Here is a 16,996-nt window from a genome sequence, read left to right on the forward strand (position 1 = left end):
GGACTTTCGACCTCATACAAGCCCTAAGCTCCCGAGCAGGAGTTACTTACTGCCACGGGAGCGAACGTGCGCGTTGAGAAGCTGGTCGTCATCGGTCAGGGGTACGTCGGTCTGCCACTGGCGATGCGCGCCGTCGAGGCGGGGCTGGACGTGGTCGGGCTGGACGTCGACGCCGACCGGGTCAAGCGGCTCGCCACCGGCGAGTCGTTCGTCGAGGACATCACCGCCGAACGGCTCGGCCGGGCACTGGCCGGCGGCCGCTACCGGCCGAGCACCGAGTACACCGACGCCGAGGGCTTCGACATCTGCGTCATCACCGTTCCGACGCCGCTGCGCGACGGCGCGCCTGACCTCAGCTACGTCGAGCAGGCCGGCCGCGGCATCGGCCCGTACGTCCGCGCCGGCTGCACCGTGGTGCTGGAGTCGACCACCTACCCCGGCACCACCGAGGAGGTGCTCCGCCCGCTGCTGGAGTCGGCGAGCGGGCTGCGCAGCCCCGGCGACTTCCACCTCGGCTACAGCCCGGAGCGGATCGACCCGGGCAACCCGACCTGGCGGCTGGAGAACACGCCCAAGGTGGTCTCCGGGGTGGACGGCGACTCGCTGCGCCGGGTCGACGACTTCTACCAGCGGCTGGTGGAGCGGACCGTGCCGGTGGACTCCACCCGGGTGGCCGAGCTGACCAAGCTGATCGAGAACACCTTCCGGCAGGTCAACATCGCGCTGATCAACGAGCTGGCGATCGCCTCGCACCACCTCGGGGTCGACGTCTGGCAGGCCATCGACGCCGCCAGCTCCAAGCCCTTCGGGTTCATGCCGTTCCGGCCCGGCCCCGGCGTGGGCGGGCACTGCCTGCCGATCGACCCGTGCTACCTGTCCTGGCAGGTCAAGCGCACGATGGGCCGGCAGTTCCGGTTCATCGAGCTGGCCGACGACATCAATCACCAGATGCCCGAGCACGTGGCCCAGCGGGTGATGGCCGGGCTGAACCGGGTCGGCCGCCCGGTCAACGGCGCGCGGCTGCTGCTGCTGGGCCTGGCGTACAAGAAGAACACCGGGGACATGCGCGACTCCCCCGCGGTGGACGTGGCCCGGCGGCTGAAGGACCTCGGCGCCGACGTGCGCGCGGCCGAGCCGTACGCCGAGCCGCAGCATATTCCCGCCGGGGTGGCCGTGGTCGACCTGACCGAGCGGGAGGTCGCCGAGGCCGACGCGGTGGTCGTGGTGACCGACCACGACTGCTTCGACTACGACCTGGTGGCCCGGCACGCCCGGTACGTCTTCGACACCCGCGACCGCTGCCGCGGCCCGGTGGTGGAGCGGCTCTGACGCCCCCGGCGACCGAAGACGATGCCGTTCACGCCCGCCCGGCGCCGGACTCGTGACGCCGGCCGGTGGCCGACGACCTGCCGACGGTCCACCTGACCGGGACTACGGCGTGCGAGGTGCCACCCGGACGTCCGGCGCGTCCTGGGCCGCGAACCATGCCTCGAGGTCGGCACCGTCGAGCGACCGGGTCGCGCCCTCGTCGACGAGGACCGGGCCGACGACGGTCCCCTTGGCGCCCTCGAGCCGGCAGCCGAACATGCGCGCGCCGCTCAGCACCGCGGGCATGCTCGCGCCGCCCAACGTGCACCAGCGCAGGCTCGAGAACCTGAGGTCGGCGGCGCGCAGATCGGTTCGGTAGAGCTTCGCCGAGTTGAGGATCGCGTGACTGAGGTCGGCTGCCTGGAGAACGGCATCGTCGAACTGCACCGAAGAGAGCCGGGCGCCCGCGAACCGGGCGTTCTGCGCCGTACAGCCGGTCAGGTCGGCCTTGGCCAGGTCGGCGCAGGAGAAATCGGCGCCGTCGAGTTCGGCGTTGGTCAGGTTCGCGTCGCCGAGTCCGGCGTCCTCGCACCGCACCCCGACCAGGCAGGAATGGGCCAGGTAGGCGCCCACCAGGTCCAGGTTGCTCAGATCCGCACCGCGGAAGTCGAGGAAGTCGCCGGCCAGGTACGCCGCGGTGTCCGCGGAAGCGACGCCGAGCCATTCCTCGAGCGCCGCTCTGGCCTCGGGACTCTCCGGCCAGCGGATCACGTCGGCCACGTGCCGCTTATATCTGCTCACGTGCCGAACACCATTCTGTGCTCCATCACGGACGACCCCGGCGGCGCTCCGGCGGGGGCCGGCTCAGACCAGCTCGCGCATCCGGTCGATCTCGACGGACTGCTCGGTGGCCACCGCGTTGGCGAACTCGTTGAGCTGCTGATCGGCGCCGACCGAGAGCAGGTCGGTGGCCATCGTGACGGCCCCCTGGTGGTGCGCGGTCATCATCTGCACGAAGAGCCGGTCGAAGTCGGCACCCCGGGCGTCGGTCAACCGGCGGATGGCCTGCGGCGACTGCATGCCGCGCATGGTGCCGTGGTCGTGACCGGGCACCTCCGCCGGTAGGCCGCGGGCGCTCAGCCAGCCGCGCATCATGCCGATCTCCGGCCCCTGCGCGCCCCGAATCCGGTCGGCCAGCGCCTTGACCTGCGGGCTGCCGGCCCGGTCCGCGGCGAGCTCGGCCATCTCCAGGGCCTGCTGGTGGTGCGGGATCATCATCCGCACGAACCAGACGTCGAGCGAGTTGTAGCGCGGCGGGGCGGTGTCGCGGACCTCCCCGGCCGGGCGGGCGACCGCCGACTCGCCGGGGCGGCCGGGGACGAGGACGGCGGGACCGTCCGCCGGTGGCGGGGTCGGTGACGCCACGGCGGTCGCTGCGGTGACGACCGGGGCGGACCGGTCGGTGGGGCGCAGCGCGAGGCCGAGAGCCAGCAGCACCACGGCCGCGACTGTGACGACGAGCAGGGTCCGTCCACGTCGGGCGGTCATGCGACTCCCCCTCCGGTCGAGGTCGCAGCGATCGTATCCATTGACGACAGCCCTTTCATGTGACACAAATCACATCGACGCCCCTCGCAGGGCGGTAAGGTGTCCACAATCATCAACCCCTGTCGAAGGGCCCTGCCGATGATCAGAATCCCCCTCCCCCGACGACGCCAGTTGAGGATCGTGAGCCTGGTGGCGACCGGCCTCCTGGTCGCGAGCGTGGCCACCGCCCCGGCCGGCAACGCCGCCGTGACGCCCGACGCGGAGGCGGTCGCCACGGCCACCACCGCACAGGGCGCCGCGACCACGACGCCCACCCTCGGCGTCGACGAGATCTCCAGCAGCCCGAACCTGAAGCAGATCGCCAACCTGCCCAAGCAGGCGCCGTTCGACACCCCGGCCGCGTTCGGGACCGACATGGCCTTCCAGGGCCGGTTCGCCTTCGTCGGCAACTACAACGGGTTCGTCATCTACGACATCGGCAAGCCCAGCGCACCGAAGATCGTGTCGCAGGTGCTCTGCCCCGGCTCGCAGAACGACATCTCCGTCTACGGCAACCTGCTCTTCCTCTCCACCGACTCGTCCCGCACCGACGACTCCTGCGCCAGCGCCGCGCAGTCGGCCTCGGTGAAGGAGTCCTGGGAGGGCATCAAGGTCTTCGACATCAGCGACAAGGCCAACCCGCGCTACGTCAAGGCCGTCGAGACCGCCTGCGGCTCGCACACCCACACCCTGGTCCCCGCCAAGGACCGCCGCTCGGTCTACCTGTACGTCTCGTCGTACAGCCCGCGGGCCGAGTTCCCGGACTGCCAGCCGCCGCACGACTCCATCTCCATCGTCAAGGTCCCGGTGAAGGACCCGACCGCCGCTGCCGTGGTGGCCACCCCGAACCTCTTCCCGGACGGCGGGTACGCGGGCATCCCCGGGCAGGCCTCGGCGACCAGCGGCTGCCACGACATCACCGCCTACCCGGCGAAGGACCTGGCGGCCGGCGCCTGCATGGGCGACGGCGTCCTGATGGACATCAGCAACCGCGAGGCGCCCCGGGTGATCAACCGGGTGCGTGACACGGTGAACTTCGCCTTCTGGCACTCGGCGACGTTCAACAACGCCGGCACCAAGGTCGTCTTCACCGACGAGCTGGGCGGCGGCAGCGCGGCCACCTGCAACGAGGTGGTCGGCCCGAACCGCGGCGCGAACGCCATCTACGACATCACCGGTCGCGGCGACGACCGGACGATGGTCTTCCGCAGCTACTACAAGATCCCGCGGACCAACGCGGACACCGAGAACTGCGTGGCGCACAACGGCTCGCTGATCCCGGTGCTGGGCCGCGACATCATGGTCCAGGCGTGGTACCAGGGCGGCGTCTCGGTCTGGGACTTCACCGACTCGTCGAAGCCGAAGGAGATCGGGTACTGGGAGCGCGGTCCGCTCTCGGACACCCAGCTCACCACCGGTGGCGCCTGGTCGACGTACTACTACAACGGGCACATCTACTCCAGCGACATCCAGAAGGGCCTGGACGTGCTGGAGCTCAACGACTGGCGGACGTGGACGGCCAACCTGGTCCGGTTCCGCGAGCTCAACGTGCAGACCCAGGCCGGCTACCTCAGCTGGTAGGGCCACGTCGCAAGGGCCCGGTCCCCGTCGGGGGCCGGGCCCTTGCGCGTACGAGAGGGGTCAGCTCATCGGCAGTCGGTAGCGCCGCTGCTTGCCGGTCGCGGTGACCACGCGTACCTCGCCGCTGCGCAGCTCGTACGTGACCGACCAGCGGGTGTGGCCCTGCCGGACCTGATCGAGGATCCGCAGCGCCGCCGGGGCGTCGACCCGGGCGCCGCTGCGCTCCAACGCGGCCGCGATCGCGCCGTACCGGCGGTCGGCGCGCCGCTGCTTCTCGGCGACCCCGACCACGGGCACGTTGGTCAGCGCCTGCCAGCGGCCCTCGCCGCGCTGGACCCGCATCGTCCCGTCCACGAACTCCACCACCGCCGAGCGGCCGGCCGCGTCGGCGAGCAGGTAGTGCAGCGGCGGCCCGCCGTCGAAGTCGAGGTTGTGGCGGCCGAAGACGGCCACCGCCTCGTCCACCGTGGCCGCCCGGTCGAGCACCAGGCGCAGGATGCGCACGGAGCCGACCGTCGGGCGCCCCGGCACCGGCGTGACGGTCGCCTTGTCGTCGGCGGCCAGCCCGACCGCCAGCCCGCGCTCGTTCATCCCGTCGAAGGGCAGCAGGGGCGCGTCCAGCAGCCGCCGGTCCCCCGTCGGATCCTTGCCGACGCCGAGGTACGACAAGTCCACGAGGGACACCGACGCGTAGCCGTCCGGCGGATCGGCCCGCAGCACCATCGCCGGGTTGGCGTCCCAGTCGAAGTTGCGGGCGAACAGTGGCCGGGCCGGGTCGCCGCTTGCGGCGAAGAGCGAGCAGCCGAACGGGCCGGCCGGCTTCGCGTCGGTGCCGACCGTCGCGTCGTACCGGCCGACGTAGGTCATCTCGTACAACGGCAGCTTGTCGACCTTCCGCAAGCTGGCCAGGGTCCTACCGACCTCGTCGGCGTTCTGCCGGGAAGCGGCCGGCGCCTCGGCGCCGGCGGGCGCGGGTGGCGCGGCGTCGGTGCCGGCGCAGCCGGTGGTGGCGAGCAACAGGGCCAGTCCGGCGCCCAGGAAAGTCCTCCGCATATCTCCGGAACGCTATGGGAGGGGCCGAGGGTTGTCCACCTGCGGGTGGCGAGGCCGGTTTTCCGTCCCGCGCACCCGGGTACGTCGATATGGACGGACGAAGGGAGACAGCCCATGAAGCGCAACCAATACCACGTGGTGCCGAACGGTGGCGGCTGGAAGGTGGAGCAGGGCAGCAAGACGCTCGGCTCGTACGACACCAAGCACAGCGCGATCGAGGAGGGGCGCAAGGTGGCGCACGCCAACGAGCCCAGCCAGCTGGTGGTGCACACCGCCGACGGCAAGATCGAGACCGAGTACACCTACAAGGACGACCCCTTCCCGCCCGCCGGTTGACCGGCGGTTCCCCTCCGGCGGCCTGCCGGAGCCACCTGGCGCACAGGTGGTTCCGGCAGGCCGTCGAGCTGTGCGGGGGCCGGTCGCGGGCGGCCGATCGTGCCTCAGCCGACCGGCATCCGGGCCAGTTGCGCGCTGATCGTGGCGTCGGTGAGTTCCGGGCGGCCCTCGGGCCGGCCCACGGTGGCTCCCGCCGCGGCCACCGCCCGCCGGGCGGTCCGCTCGTGCGGCTCGCCCCGCAGCAGCCCGGCGGTGAGCGCGGCCACGAAGGCGTCCCCGGCACCCGTGGTGTCCACCGTCGGGGTGTCGCTCAGCGGTACGAAGAGCTCGCCGTCGGGCCAGGCGAAGGCGTTGCCCACCCCGTCCACCGCGACGGCGACCAGGGACGGCCCACGCCCGAGCAGTTCCCGGGCGGCGCGCAGGCCGTTGGCCGCGTCCGCCGGCGCCGCACCGGGGCCGTCCGGGAGGCGGCCGGGACCTCGTCGACCAGCAGGACGAGGTCCCGGGCCACCTGACCCACCACCATCACGTCCGGTTCCGCCATGCCGGCCCTACTACCCGCCCGCGCCGCCGGCATGTCGGCCGTTCCCCGCGTATCCGGATCTTCTCCCGGCCGGGGTCTCAGCCCACCGACGCCTCGCGGTCGCGCGGCCCGATCAGCCGGCGGACCAGCGGCGCGGCGTTCCACCTCGCCGCCCCGACCAGGTCGCGGGCGTGTTCCAGCACGGTGTAGTCGGGCCGGGCCAGCCCGTCGGCGATGGCCCGGTCCAGGTCGTTGCCGCAGCGGGTGAGCACCGTGTCGAAGTCGCGGCGCACCGGTTCCAGCCGGTCGTAGCCGAACCCGCGGTGCAGCCGGGAGTAGAGCGGCTTGTAGAGGCGGGCCCGCTCGTGCAGCCCGGACGAGTACGACATCGGGCTCTTCGGCCGGCGCCGGATGTAGTCGGGCAGCAGGTCGGCGAAGGCCCGCCGGACGATCCACTTCTCCTGCCCCTCACGCATCTTCAGCGCCGGCGGCAACCGCATGGCCAGCTCCACCACGCTGAGGTCGAGGAAGGGCACCCGCGCCTCCACCCCGTGGCCCATGCCGGCCCGGTCGACCCGCTGCAACTCCGTACGGCAGAGGTTGCGGATCCTGTGCAGGAAGAGCCGGCGGGCCCGCTCGGGGCCGACCTGCTGATACATCGGGTAGCCGCCGAACAGCTCGTCCGAGCCGTCGCCGGTCAGCACCACCTTGATCCCCATCTCGCGCAGCCGGCGGAAGATCGGCACGGTGACCACCGCGTTGATGATGTCGCCGTACTCGGTCAGCTCGGAGATCCGGATCGCCTCGCGGACCTCGGCCAGCCGGATGTCGCGCGGGCGCAGCTCGATGACCTCGTGCGGTACGCCGAGGTCGGCGGCGAGCCGCCGCGCGTACGCCACGTCCGGGCTGTCCGGCACCCCGACCGTCACCGCCACGCAGTCCGGGTGCAGCTCGCGGACGTGCAGCAGCGTCAGCGAGCTGTCCAGGCCACCGGAGAGCACCACCCCGACGGTGAGGTCGGTGTCCACCCGCATCCGGATGCTGTCGGCGATCGCGGCCCGGACCAGCAGGGCGGCCTCCTCCGGGTCGTCCACCTCGGGCAGGCCCTCGCCGAGGGTGAGCAGGTCGACGTAGGCGGTCAGCTCCATCCGGCCGTCCGGGTCGGCCCAGCCGTGGTGCGCGGGCGGCACCTCGTCGACCGGGGCGCGCAGGCCCACCAGCGCCTTGACCTCCGAGGCGACGTGCAGGCAGCCGGGCGTGCGGGCCCAGTAGAGGGGCTTCACCCCGATCGGGTCCCGGGCCAGGTAGACCCGGCCGGTGGCGCGTTCGGCCACGGCGAAGGCCCATTCCCCGCGCAGCCGGTACACCGCCCGCTCACCCCAGTGCAGGAACGCGGCGAGCACCACCTCGGTGTCGCTCGCGCTGCGGAACGGGTACCCGAGCCGCGTCAGCTCCGCGCGCAGCTCGTGGTGGTTGAAGACCTCGCCGTTGTAGCAGAGCACGTACCGGCCGTCGGCGGAGGTCCACGGCTGCACCGCCCGGTCCCGGTCGACGATCCGCAGCCGCCGTACGCCGGCGAGCAGGCCGGACTCCTGCCGGGTCTCGGTGACCTCGCCGCGGGGGGCGAGGACGGCGAGCATGCGGCGGAAGACGGCCGGATCGGCCTCGGGCCCGGCGCTGAGCGCGATGCCGCACATCCGCCTCAGGCTCCCATCTCGGCCTCGTAGGCCGAGCGCAGCCGGGCGCGGGCGCCCGGTGCCAGGCAGACGTGCCAGGCCTGCCCCTCGTCGACCACGTTGATCTCGCCGGCGGCCTGCCGGGCGAGCAGGATCTCGGCCAGCGTGTCCCGGACGCCGAAGCGCGCGAACCAGGCCATCTCCAGGTCCACCGCCCAGCCGAGGCAGTGCCCGCTGGGCACCATCGCGGCGTAGCCGAGGCGGCGCAGCTGGTACTGGTGCTCGGCGCTGCGCACCAGGCTGGTCACCCAGAGCGGCGGGGTGGCCGGCGGGGTGGCCCGGGCCAGCTCGCGGGCCAGGTCGTTGAGGAGCGCCACCACCTCGCGCCGGGTACGCCGGAACTTCACCCCGGCGGTGCGCGGGGTGGCGTCCGGCCGGAGCCGGCGACGGACGGCCCGGACGCCCCGGCCGAGCAGGGTGGTGGGCTGCTCCTGGTAGCGGAACCGCAGCAATCCCCGCCGGCGCAGCCACTCCAGGTCGACGAGGTCCGGGTGGGTGTCCACCTGTTCGTCGGTGAGGAAGGTGGTGGTGTCGCGCCACCACATCACGTCGATGCGGGAGAGCAGGTAGATCCGGACCAGCGCGGTGAGGTCGCTCGCCGAGGTCCGCTCGTTGGGCTGGTAGCGGGCCATCTCCAGCAGCAGCGTCTCGCGGGCGCCGATGAACCCCTGCGACGTCGCGTCGAGCACCGCGGCGATCGCCGGCTCCCGCAGCCGCTGGTCGAGCAGCACCTGGCGGGCGGCGGTGGACGACGCGTCGGCGAGCGCCCCCACCTCGACCAGCAGCTCCGCCACGGCGTCGCGGTACGCGTCGAGGTCCGGCGGGGCGGCCGGCACCGCGCGGGCCGGGCCCGGCGAGGGCGAGCGGCGCGCCGGGGCGGGCGAGGAGACGGACGGGCCGGGCTGGTGACCGGAACTTCGGCTGGGCACGCGCATGGTCGGGTCCTCTCCCGGTACGACACGGTGCGGATGAACCTGAAGACACCGTAAGCACCTGTAACCGGGAAAGTGCGAGCAATCCTCCCATCTACCCCTAAGGGCGACGACCGGTCGCGGTCCTCCGCTGCACCTCCGCGTACGACGGCAGCGCCGGATCCGGGTCCACCACCCCGTCCCGTACGGCGTCGGCGGTCCGGACCACGGCGGCCAGGGCCGCCCGGAACAGCAGCGAGCCGGTGCTGACCCGGGCCACCCCGAGGCGGCCGAGCGCCGCCGGGGGCGGCCCGCCGGGCTGGGCCAGGACGTTCAGCGGCGCGTCGAGCGCGTCGGCGAGCCGCCGCACCGCGTCCGGGTCGCCGGTTCCCGGGGCGAAGACGCCGTCCGCTCCGGCCCGCCGGTAGGCCCGGGCCCGGGGCAGCGCCTGCTCCAGCGGGTCGGGCAGGCCCAGCCACCAGGCGTCGGTGCGGGCGTTGACGAAGAGCCCGGGCACCCGGGCCCGCACCGCTTCGATCTTCGCCACCATCAGGGCGGGATCGGCGAGGCTGCCGTCGGGCCGCCCGTCCTCCAGGTTGATCCCGACCACGCCGAGCGCCGCCAGCTCGGCGGCGTACCCGGCGACGGCCGCCGGGTCGTCGCTGAAGCCGGCCTCGACGTCCACGGTCACCAGCACCGGCAACCGGACCAGCAGTTCGGCGAGGTGGAGGGTCTCCTCGGCGGTGGCCGCCACCCCGTCCGGCCGCCCGGCGGCCGCGGCCACGCCGAGGCTGGTGGTGCCCACCGCCGGATAGCCGGCGGCGGCCAGGGCGGCGCCGGAGGCGTGGTCCCAGGCGTTGGGCAGCACCAGCGGCCGACCGGGGCGGTGCAGGGCGTGGAAGGCGCGGGGGTCGCTCATCGGGGCACCGCCGGGCGGTTGGCGGGGACGGCCGGAGCGGTGGACCGGCGTTGGCGCAGCACGTCCAGCACGCCGGTGGCCAGGGCCAGCGCGTGCCGTTCGCCCGGGCAGCCGTGCGGGCCGGCACCGAAGGTCAGGACCGACCGCCCCGGCACGAACCGGTCCGGCGCGCTGACGACCGCCGGGTCCCGGTTCGCCGCGTCGAAGCGCAACACCAGCTCCGCACCGGGCGCGATCGACTGCCCGCCCACCCGGTCCGCGCGGGCGGCGATCCGGCGGGTGCCGCGTACCGGCGGGTCGAGGCGCAGCACCTCGGCCAGCAGCGCCGCGGTGGGCACCGACCGCCCGGCCGCCGGGGCGTACCGGGCGGCGGCGCCGATCAGCGCGGCCGTGGCGTCGCACGCCTGCACCAGCAGCCCGATCCGGTTGGCCATCGCCTCGGGCGGCTCCGCCGGGGACATCGCCACCAGCGCCGCCACCGCGCGGTCCGCGTCGCGTACCGCGGCCGGCCCGGCGCCGGGCTGGTAGGCGGCGGCCACCAGGGCCACCGCCGGCACCGCCGCCGCCGGATCGGCCAGACCGAGCCGGGCCGCCAGCACCCGCACCGGTACGCCCCGCGCCGACCCCGCGAGCGGGTCACGGTCGAGTTCCTCGGCGGTCAGCCGGGCGGCGTCGCGCCGCAGCGCGTCCGGCGGGCAGCCGGCGAGCGCGGCCACGGCGGCGGCCCGCCGGGCGGGATGCAGGCCCGGCCCACTGAAGCGGGCGACGCTGCCGCGCAGCCAGGCGAGGGTGGCGGGCGGTCCCGGTGCCGCCTCGGGCACCCGGAAGTTCACCCCGGTGAGCACCGCACGCACGTCCGCGTGCCGGGTCACCCACCAGACGCCATCGTCGAGGATCGGCGGACCGCAGGCCGGGGTGTCGGAGCCGGGCGGGATCAGGGTCGTCGGGTCGCTCATCCCCCGACGCTAGGGGCGGATCGCTTCGGCGCCGGCCGAACGGTTGCGCCGGGCGAGACCGCAGCAGGCCACGCGTCTGTCGGCCCAGGGCTTGTCGCGCGGCCACCGCCGGGACGGCGGCGCCGCTCAGGCGCGTCCGCCGCCGCCGTCCCGGCGGGGCGGCAGCAGGTCGACCGCGTCGATTCCCAGCGCCTCGGGCAGCGCCGCCACACCGGCCGGGGTGACCCGCAGGCTGCGGCCGGTGCCGGGCGTGGTCCAGCCCAGCTCGGCGAAGCGGCGGCACAGCGCGGCGCCGAGCGCGCCGGCCAGGTGGGGACGACGCTCGGTCCAGTCCAGGCAGTCCCGCACCAGGGGCCGCCGGCCGGCGGGCAGCGGCGCGACGCCGAGGTCGGTGAGCCAGTTCCGGCCGGCCGGGGTGACCGCCAGGCCGTCCGTGGCGTCGAGCAGGCCGCGGCTGAGCAGCGCGTCGCGCAGCCGGACGCCGAGCCGCCCGGCGAGGTGGTCGTAGCAGGTCCGGGCGTGGGCCAGCGCGGCGTCGGCGGTGGCCGCGCGCAGCGACCCGGCCGGACGCGGTGCCGGTGTCACGTGCCCGGCCAGGTCCTCGATCAGCTGCGCCACGCCCGGGCCGGCCAGCCGCAGGTAGCGGTGCCGCCCCTGGCGTTCCTCCACCAGCAGTCCGCCCCGGACCAGCCGGGTGAGGTGCTCGCTGGCGGTGGAGGGGGCTACCCCGCCGGCACGCGCCAGCTCCCCGGCCGTCCACGCCCGCCCGTCGAGCAGGGCCAGGCAGATGCCGGCCCGGGTGTCGTCGGCGAGCAGGGCGGCGAGGTCGGCGAGACGGCGGCCGTCGGTGGGCGCTGCGGTCATCCGCCGATGGTGCCACGGCGACGGTTCGGCGGGCATCGACCGGTGCCGACACCTTTACAACGTTGTATTCATCGTTGTAGAACTGGACGGAACGACGCACCGCCCACCATTCATCCCACCCGAGGCAGGTCTGATGGGTCACCTTCGCCGCGGCGGCGCGCTCGCCGCCGTACTCGGTCTGCTCCTGGCGGCACCCGCCGCGCCGGTCGCCGCCGGTCCCGACGCCCCCGACCGCTACCGAAACCCGATCTCCGCCGGATTCGCCGACACCTTCGCCGACCCGGTCGTCGTCCGCGGCGACGACGGATTCTGGTACGCCTACGGCACCACCGACCCGCTCCGCGAGGGCGAGAAGGTGTTCCACCGGGTGCCCACCGCTCGCTCCGCCGACCTGGTCGACTGGACCTACCTCGGCGACGCCTTCGGCCCCGGCCAGCGCCCGCCGTACGCCACGGCCGACGCCGCCTTCTGGGCCCCCGACGTCCGCCGGATCGGCGACCGGTGGGTCATGTACGTGACCGTCACCGACACCACCGTCTCCCCCGACGGCGGCGACTTCGCCGTCGGCGCGGCGACCGCCCCCACCCCGACCGGCCCGTGGACCTTCGCCGACCAGCCCGTGGTGGCGCCGCGTCCCGGCGGCGGCGGTGGCTGGCTCTGGACCATCGACCCGTCACAGTTCACCGACGTCGACGGCAGGCACTACCTTTACTACGGCAGCTACTACGGCGGCATCTCGGTCACCGAGCTCTCCGCCGACGGGCTGCGCGCCGTCGGCACGCCCACCCTGGTCGCCGTCGACAACAAGTTCGAGGGCAGCTACGTGCTGCGCCACGACGGCTGGTACTACCTCTTCGCCTCCACCGCCAACTGCTGCGCGGGCCCGGCCACGGGCTACTCCGTCCAGGTGGGACGCGCGGCGAGCCCGCGCGGGCCGTTCGTCGACCGCGACGGCATCCCGCTGACCGCCTCCCGGGCCGGGGGCACGCCGGTGCTCACCCAGAACGGCAACCGCTGGATCGGCGCCGGGCACAACGGCTTCCTGACCGACCTCTCCGGGCAGGACTGGATCGTCTACCACGCCATCGACCGGGCCGACCCGTACCTGGACGAGCCGTTCGGCGTCAACGAGCGGCCGATGCTGATCGACCGCCTCGATTGGATCGACGGCTGGCCCCGGGTCAACGCCGGCGCCGGCCCCTCCGACGGTGAGCGCCGGGCGCCGGTGACCACCGCCCGCCTCGACGCCCGCTTCGACTCCCCCACCCTGGCCGGCTGGACCGGCACCGGCCCGTGGCGGGTCGCCGACGGCCGCCTCACCGGCACCGGCGCGCTGACCAGCCGTACGGTGACCGGCGGCGACGTGCGCGCCGAGGCCGACCTGCGGCTCACCGGCGCGGACACTGCCGGGCTGACCCTGGACCGCGTCGAGGTGCGCGTCGACACCGCCGCCGGACGCCTCGTCGCCCGGGAGGCGGGCGGCGCGACGGCGAGCGCGCCCCTGCCCGCCGGCTTCGACGCCGCCGACCGGCACCACCTGGCCGTCGAGGTACGCGGCCGGCAACTCGTGGCCGAACTGAGCCCGGCCCGCCTCGGCGATCAGCTCGCAGTGGTGTTGCTGCGGCTGACCCGCCCGACGGTCGGCCGGCTCACCCTCGTCGCCGGCGGCGGCGCGGCGGAGTTCGACAACGTCAGCGTCGCCCGGCTGCACCGGCCGGCCCCCCGTGCCGTGCCGGAGCCCCGGGCCGGGGGGCTGCTGCCGGCGTACTCCGACGAGTTCGCCGACGGCCTCGACCCGGCCTGGCGCTGGGTCCGCGCGGACCCGGCCGTCACCGTCTCCGGCGGGGCGCTGCGCTGGCCGGTGCAGGCCGCGGACCTCACCGGCACCGGCAACACCGCCGGGGTGCTGCTGCGCGACGCGCCGGCCGGCGACTACGTGGTCGAGACGAAGGTGACCCTCGACCTGGGCGAGGAGACGGTCCGCAACTACCAGCAGGCCGGCCTGGTCGCGTACGTCGACGACGACCGGTTCGCCCGGCTGTCCCAGGTGGCGATCTGGAACACCCGCCAGGTCGAGTACGGCTACGAGCTGCCCTTCGCCGGGCGGCCCGTGTACGGCGGGAACATCGTCGGCACCCCGGCGACCACCACCTGGCTGCGGCTGGCCCACCGGATCGACCCGGCCACCGGGGAGCACGAGTTCCGGGCCGGGTCCAGCCGGGACGGCACCCGTTGGACGTGGGGTGGGGTGTGGACCTTCCCCGCCGACACCACGCCCCGGATCGGCCTGGTCGCGCACGGCGGGGCCGAGCCGCCGGTGACCGCCGTCTTCGACTACGTGCGCTTCCACCGCTGAGCGCCGACCGGCCGCCCGCCCGAGCCGGGGCGGGCGGCCGCGTCGCTCACCGGCGGCGCCCGCCCAGCGGGTCGACCGTGCGGGTGTCGCCGTCGTAGCTGCGGGCCGCCACGAACTCGCCCGTCGGCCGCTCCACGCCGGCCAGCGCCCGGGCCAGCCGCCGGTCGTGGTCACGGAAGCGCAGCGCCAGGCTCAGATGCGGGACCCACCGGCCGGGGGCGTGCCACGGGTGCTGCCCGTCGGCGTCGGCCAGCACGTCCCAGACCGCCGCGTGCAGGGCGGTCAGCTCCGGGCTGGGGCGCAGCAGCCACACCAGCGGGGCGCTGCCGTCGAGCACCTCGATCCGGTCGAGGCGGACCGGCAGGGGCAGGGCGGCGTCGACGAGGTCGGCCAGGCGGTCGGCGGCGCCCGGCGGAAACGCCTCGACCGAGGCCAGGGTCAGGTGCGGCCGGTTGCTGGGATGGGTGTTCCGGGCCAGGCTGGGCAGCCCGGCGGCGGCGAGCCGGTCCCAGGCGGCGCGTACCGCCTGCTCCAGCGGCGGGGAGCAGAGCAGTTCGACGGTACGCACGCCCGTCAGGCTAGTGGGCGTGTGGCGAGCCCGGCGGCGGGGAACCCGACCGGGATGAGCGCGCTGACCGAGACCGACGAACGACACCTGCGCCGGGCGATCGCGCTGGCCGACACGGCCCGGGCGGCCGGGGACGGCCCGTTCGGGTCGCTGCTGGTCGCCGCCGACGGGCGGGTGCTGGCCGAGGAGGTCAACACCGAGCGGACCGACGACGACATCACCGCGCACCCGGAGCTGAAGCTGGCCCGCTGGGCGGCCCGGCGGCTCGACGCCGACGAGGCGGGCCGCGCCACCATGTACACCAGCTGCCAGCCGTGCGGGATGTGCGCCACCGCCGTCGAGCGCTCCGGCCTGGGCCGGGTGGTCTACGCGCTCAGCGCCGAGCAGCTGGCCGGGCTGCGACCGCCGGAGGCCGCGCCGCCGGTGGCGTACGCCGGGCCGGCGCTGTTCGACGAGGCCCGGGCGCCGGTCGAGGCGGCCTAGAGCCAGCCCGCCTCGCGGGCGATCCGCACCGCCTCGGCCCGGTCGGGCGCGCCGAGCTTCTGCACGCTCGCCGAGAGGTGGTTGCGGACCGTCCCGGCGGCCAGCCCGGTGCGCCGGGCGATCACCGCGACCGGGGCGCCGGACTCGGCCAGGCGCAGCGTCTCCAGCTCCCGAGGGGTCAACGGACAGGGCGGGAGGGTGAGCGCGTCGGCGGCCAGCGCCGGGTCGACGTACCGGGAGCCGGCGTGGACCCGGCGGATCACGTCGGCGAGCGCCCCTCCGGGGGCACCCTTGGCCAGGAAGCCGCGCGCCCCGGCGGTGAGCGCCTGCCGCAGGTGACCGGGGCGGCCGTGGCCGGTGAGGATCACCACCGCGCACGAGGGCAGCGCGCGCCCCAGCTCCGCCGCCAGCTCGATCCCGCCCGGCGGCGGCATCTCCAGGTCCACCACGGCGACGTCGGGCCGGTGCGCCCGCGCCGCGTCGAGCGCGCTGCGCCCGTCGCCGGCCTGCGCCACCACGTCGAGGTCGTCCTCCAGGCCGAGCAGGGCGGCGAGCGCCTGCCGGATCAGTTCCTCGTCGTCGGCGAGCAGCACGCGGATCACGGGGCCACCGGCACGGTCGCCTCGACGGTGAAGACGCCGCCCGCCCGGCGGGTACGCAGGGCGCCACCGGCCGCCGAGAGCCGCTCGGTCAGGCCGCGCAGCCCGTGGCTGTGCCGGTCCGGCCCGGCGTCGTCGCCGACCCCGTCGTTGCGCACCGTCATCGTGGCCACGTCGCCCTCCCGGGTGATCTCGATCCGGCACCAGCCGGCCCGGCTGTGCCGCAGCACGTTGGTGCCCGCCTCGCGCAGCACCGCCGCCAGTTCGGCGGCGACGCCGGCCGGCAGCTCGCCGGGGGGCGGTACGACCTCGCACCGCACCCCGCAGGAGCGCAGCACCTCCGCCATCGCGGCGAGCTGGTCGGCGAGGTCGACCGTCCGGTAGCCGTGCACCGCCGCGCGGACCCGGTGCAGCGCCGAGCCGGCGAGCCGCTGCACCTCGGCCGCCTCCCGACCGGCCCGGTCGGCGTCGACGGGGGCGAGCCGGGCCGCCAGTTCGGCCTTGAGGGCGATCACCGTCAGGTCGTGCCCGAGCAGGTCGTGCACGTCCCGGGCGAAGCGCAGCCGCTCCTCGGCGGCGGCCAGCCGGGCCTGGGCGGCCTGCCCCTGCCGGGCCTCGACGAGCAGGTCCCAGAACCAGACCTGCACCCGGTTGACCAGGGCGGTCCCGCCGCCGACGAGGACGGTGACGACCAGCGTGGGGCCGACGGCGCCGCCGGTCCAGGCGGCCACCGCCAGGGCGAGCGCCACCGTCGACGCGGCGGCGGCCAGCGCGGCGACCGGCCGCAGCAGCAGCGGGGTCATGCCGATCAGCGAGGCGCCGAGCCAGGCCCAGGTGGGCCAGGTGCCGGCTGCCACCGGGCCGACCAGGGGGACGCTGAGCACCGCGACGACGACGAACGCCGCCACGGACCGGCGTCGTCGCCGCGGGGACAGCCACGGCGTGACCGCCACGTGCAGCACCGCGGTCTGCGTGACGGCGAACGCGAGCACGCCCGCCGCGCCGCACGCCAACCGGACCGGGTCGGGCTCCCGGGCCAGGCCGATCCCGGGCAGTAGCAGGCTGGTCCAGAGGCTGGTGGCCAGCGAGCCGAGGGTCACCACGCGGGCCCGGCGCAGTCGCCGGTCCGTCCCCGCCGCGCCGACCGTCATGTCCGCCGATCCTAGGGGCCCGGCTGGTTCCGGCCACCCCTGCGGAACGTCACGGGTCGGCCGTG

At 75.0% G+C, this 16,996-nt stretch carries 16 protein-coding genes and 1 pseudogene; 5 read left to right on the forward strand and 12 right to left on the reverse strand.

Translation table 11 applies throughout. The annotated features are described in order from the left end of the window. Positions 1-66: 66 nt before the first annotated feature. Positions 67-1,329 carry a nucleotide sugar dehydrogenase gene (locus ACSNN7_RS05495; RefSeq protein WP_436679534.1) on the forward strand — a complete coding sequence of 421 codons (1,263 nt, stop codon included), beginning with the start codon at positions 67-69 and terminating at the stop codon, positions 1,327-1,329. 102 nt (positions 1,330-1,431) lie between these two features. Here the strand turns inward: ACSNN7_RS05495 and ACSNN7_RS05500 are convergent, their stop codons facing one another. Continuing rightward, entirely contained in the window at positions 1,432-2,088 is a 657-nt protein-coding gene (locus ACSNN7_RS05500; RefSeq protein ID WP_436679535.1) for a pentapeptide repeat-containing protein, read from the reverse strand. 84 nt (positions 2,089-2,172) lie between these two features. Next, positions 2,173-2,856, reverse strand: a complete 684-nt coding sequence (locus tag ACSNN7_RS05505; protein WP_436679536.1) for a DUF305 domain-containing protein — start codon at positions 2,854-2,856, stop codon at positions 2,173-2,175. 138 nt (positions 2,857-2,994) lie between these two features. Between ACSNN7_RS05505 and ACSNN7_RS05510 the strand changes: the two genes are divergently transcribed. Beyond that, entirely contained in the window at positions 2,995-4,476 is a 1,482-nt protein-coding gene (locus ACSNN7_RS05510; RefSeq protein WP_436679537.1) for an LVIVD repeat-containing protein, read from the forward strand. 60 nt (positions 4,477-4,536) lie between these two features. Here the strand turns inward: ACSNN7_RS05510 and ACSNN7_RS05515 are convergent, their stop codons facing one another. Continuing rightward, positions 4,537-5,529: a linear amide C-N hydrolase gene (locus ACSNN7_RS05515; protein WP_436679538.1), complete on the reverse strand. Its 993-nt coding sequence runs from the start codon at positions 5,527-5,529 to the stop codon at positions 4,537-4,539. Between the two features lie 114 nt (positions 5,530-5,643). Between ACSNN7_RS05515 and ACSNN7_RS05520 the strand changes: the two genes are divergently transcribed. Beyond that, positions 5,644-5,865 (forward strand): DUF2188 domain-containing protein, encoded by a 222-nt coding sequence (locus tag ACSNN7_RS05520; RefSeq protein WP_334553873.1) that lies wholly within the window; start codon positions 5,644-5,646, stop codon positions 5,863-5,865. Positions 5,866-5,969: 104 nt separating this feature from the next. Here the strand turns inward: ACSNN7_RS05520 and ACSNN7_RS05525 are convergent. The 6 genes and pseudogenes from ACSNN7_RS05525 to ACSNN7_RS05550 form a co-directional block, all read right to left on the reverse strand. Beyond that, a pseudogene (locus ACSNN7_RS05525) lies at positions 5,970-6,293 on the reverse strand (PfkB family carbohydrate kinase); the annotation flags it as partial. 193 nt (positions 6,294-6,486) lie between these two features. Next, entirely contained in the window at positions 6,487-8,085 is a 1,599-nt protein-coding gene (locus ACSNN7_RS05530; protein ID WP_436679539.1) for an asparagine synthetase B family protein, read from the reverse strand. 5 nt (positions 8,086-8,090) lie between these two features. Then, positions 8,091-9,059: a hypothetical protein gene (locus ACSNN7_RS05535; protein WP_436679540.1), complete on the reverse strand. Its 969-nt coding sequence runs from the start codon at positions 9,057-9,059 to the stop codon at positions 8,091-8,093. Positions 9,060-9,156: 97 nt separating this feature from the next. Further along, positions 9,157-9,954 carry an isocitrate lyase/PEP mutase family protein gene (locus ACSNN7_RS05540; RefSeq protein WP_436679541.1) on the reverse strand — a complete coding sequence of 266 codons (798 nt, stop codon included), beginning with the start codon at positions 9,952-9,954 and terminating at the stop codon, positions 9,157-9,159. Next, positions 9,951-10,910, reverse strand: coding sequence for a cytochrome P450 (locus ACSNN7_RS05545; RefSeq protein ID WP_436679542.1), 960 nt, complete (start codon positions 10,908-10,910; stop codon positions 9,951-9,953). The genes ACSNN7_RS05540 and ACSNN7_RS05545 overlap by 4 nt, the downstream gene beginning before the upstream one ends. Before the next feature lie 126 nt (positions 10,911-11,036). Beyond that, on the reverse strand, positions 11,037-11,774 hold the full coding sequence (locus tag ACSNN7_RS05550) for an ArsR/SmtB family transcription factor (protein ID WP_436679543.1): 738 nt from the start codon (positions 11,772-11,774) through the stop codon (positions 11,037-11,039). A gap of 133 nt (positions 11,775-11,907) precedes the next feature. On the opposite strand from ACSNN7_RS05550, the gene ACSNN7_RS05555 reads away from it, so the two are divergent. Then, on the forward strand, positions 11,908-14,130 hold the full coding sequence (locus ACSNN7_RS05555) for a family 43 glycosylhydrolase (RefSeq protein WP_436679544.1): 2,223 nt from the start codon (positions 11,908-11,910) through the stop codon (positions 14,128-14,130). A gap of 46 nt (positions 14,131-14,176) precedes the next feature. Here the strand turns inward: ACSNN7_RS05555 and ACSNN7_RS05560 are convergent, their stop codons facing one another. Beyond that, positions 14,177-14,698 carry a 2'-5' RNA ligase family protein gene (locus ACSNN7_RS05560; RefSeq protein WP_436679545.1) on the reverse strand — a complete coding sequence of 174 codons (522 nt, stop codon included), beginning with the start codon at positions 14,696-14,698 and terminating at the stop codon, positions 14,177-14,179. Positions 14,699-14,752: 54 nt separating this feature from the next. On the opposite strand from ACSNN7_RS05560, the gene ACSNN7_RS05565 reads away from it, so the two are divergent. Next, positions 14,753-15,181, forward strand: coding sequence for a nucleoside deaminase (locus ACSNN7_RS05565; RefSeq protein ID WP_436679546.1), 429 nt, complete (start codon positions 14,753-14,755; stop codon positions 15,179-15,181). Here ACSNN7_RS05565 and ACSNN7_RS05570 read toward each other — a convergent pair. Continuing rightward, positions 15,178-15,783 (reverse strand): response regulator transcription factor, encoded by a 606-nt coding sequence (locus ACSNN7_RS05570; protein WP_436679547.1) that lies wholly within the window; start codon positions 15,781-15,783, stop codon positions 15,178-15,180. The genes ACSNN7_RS05565 and ACSNN7_RS05570 overlap by 4 nt on opposite strands. After that, positions 15,780-16,931, reverse strand: coding sequence for a sensor histidine kinase (locus ACSNN7_RS05575; RefSeq protein WP_436679548.1), 1,152 nt, complete (start codon positions 16,929-16,931; stop codon positions 15,780-15,782). Before ACSNN7_RS05575 ends, ACSNN7_RS05570 begins: the two co-directional genes overlap by 4 nt. Positions 16,932-16,996 lie beyond the last annotated feature (65 nt).

This window comes from Micromonospora sp. URMC 105 (genome assembly GCF_051386295.1).
In the GTDB taxonomy this organism is placed as follows: domain Bacteria; phylum Actinomycetota; class Actinomycetes; order Mycobacteriales; family Micromonosporaceae; genus Micromonospora.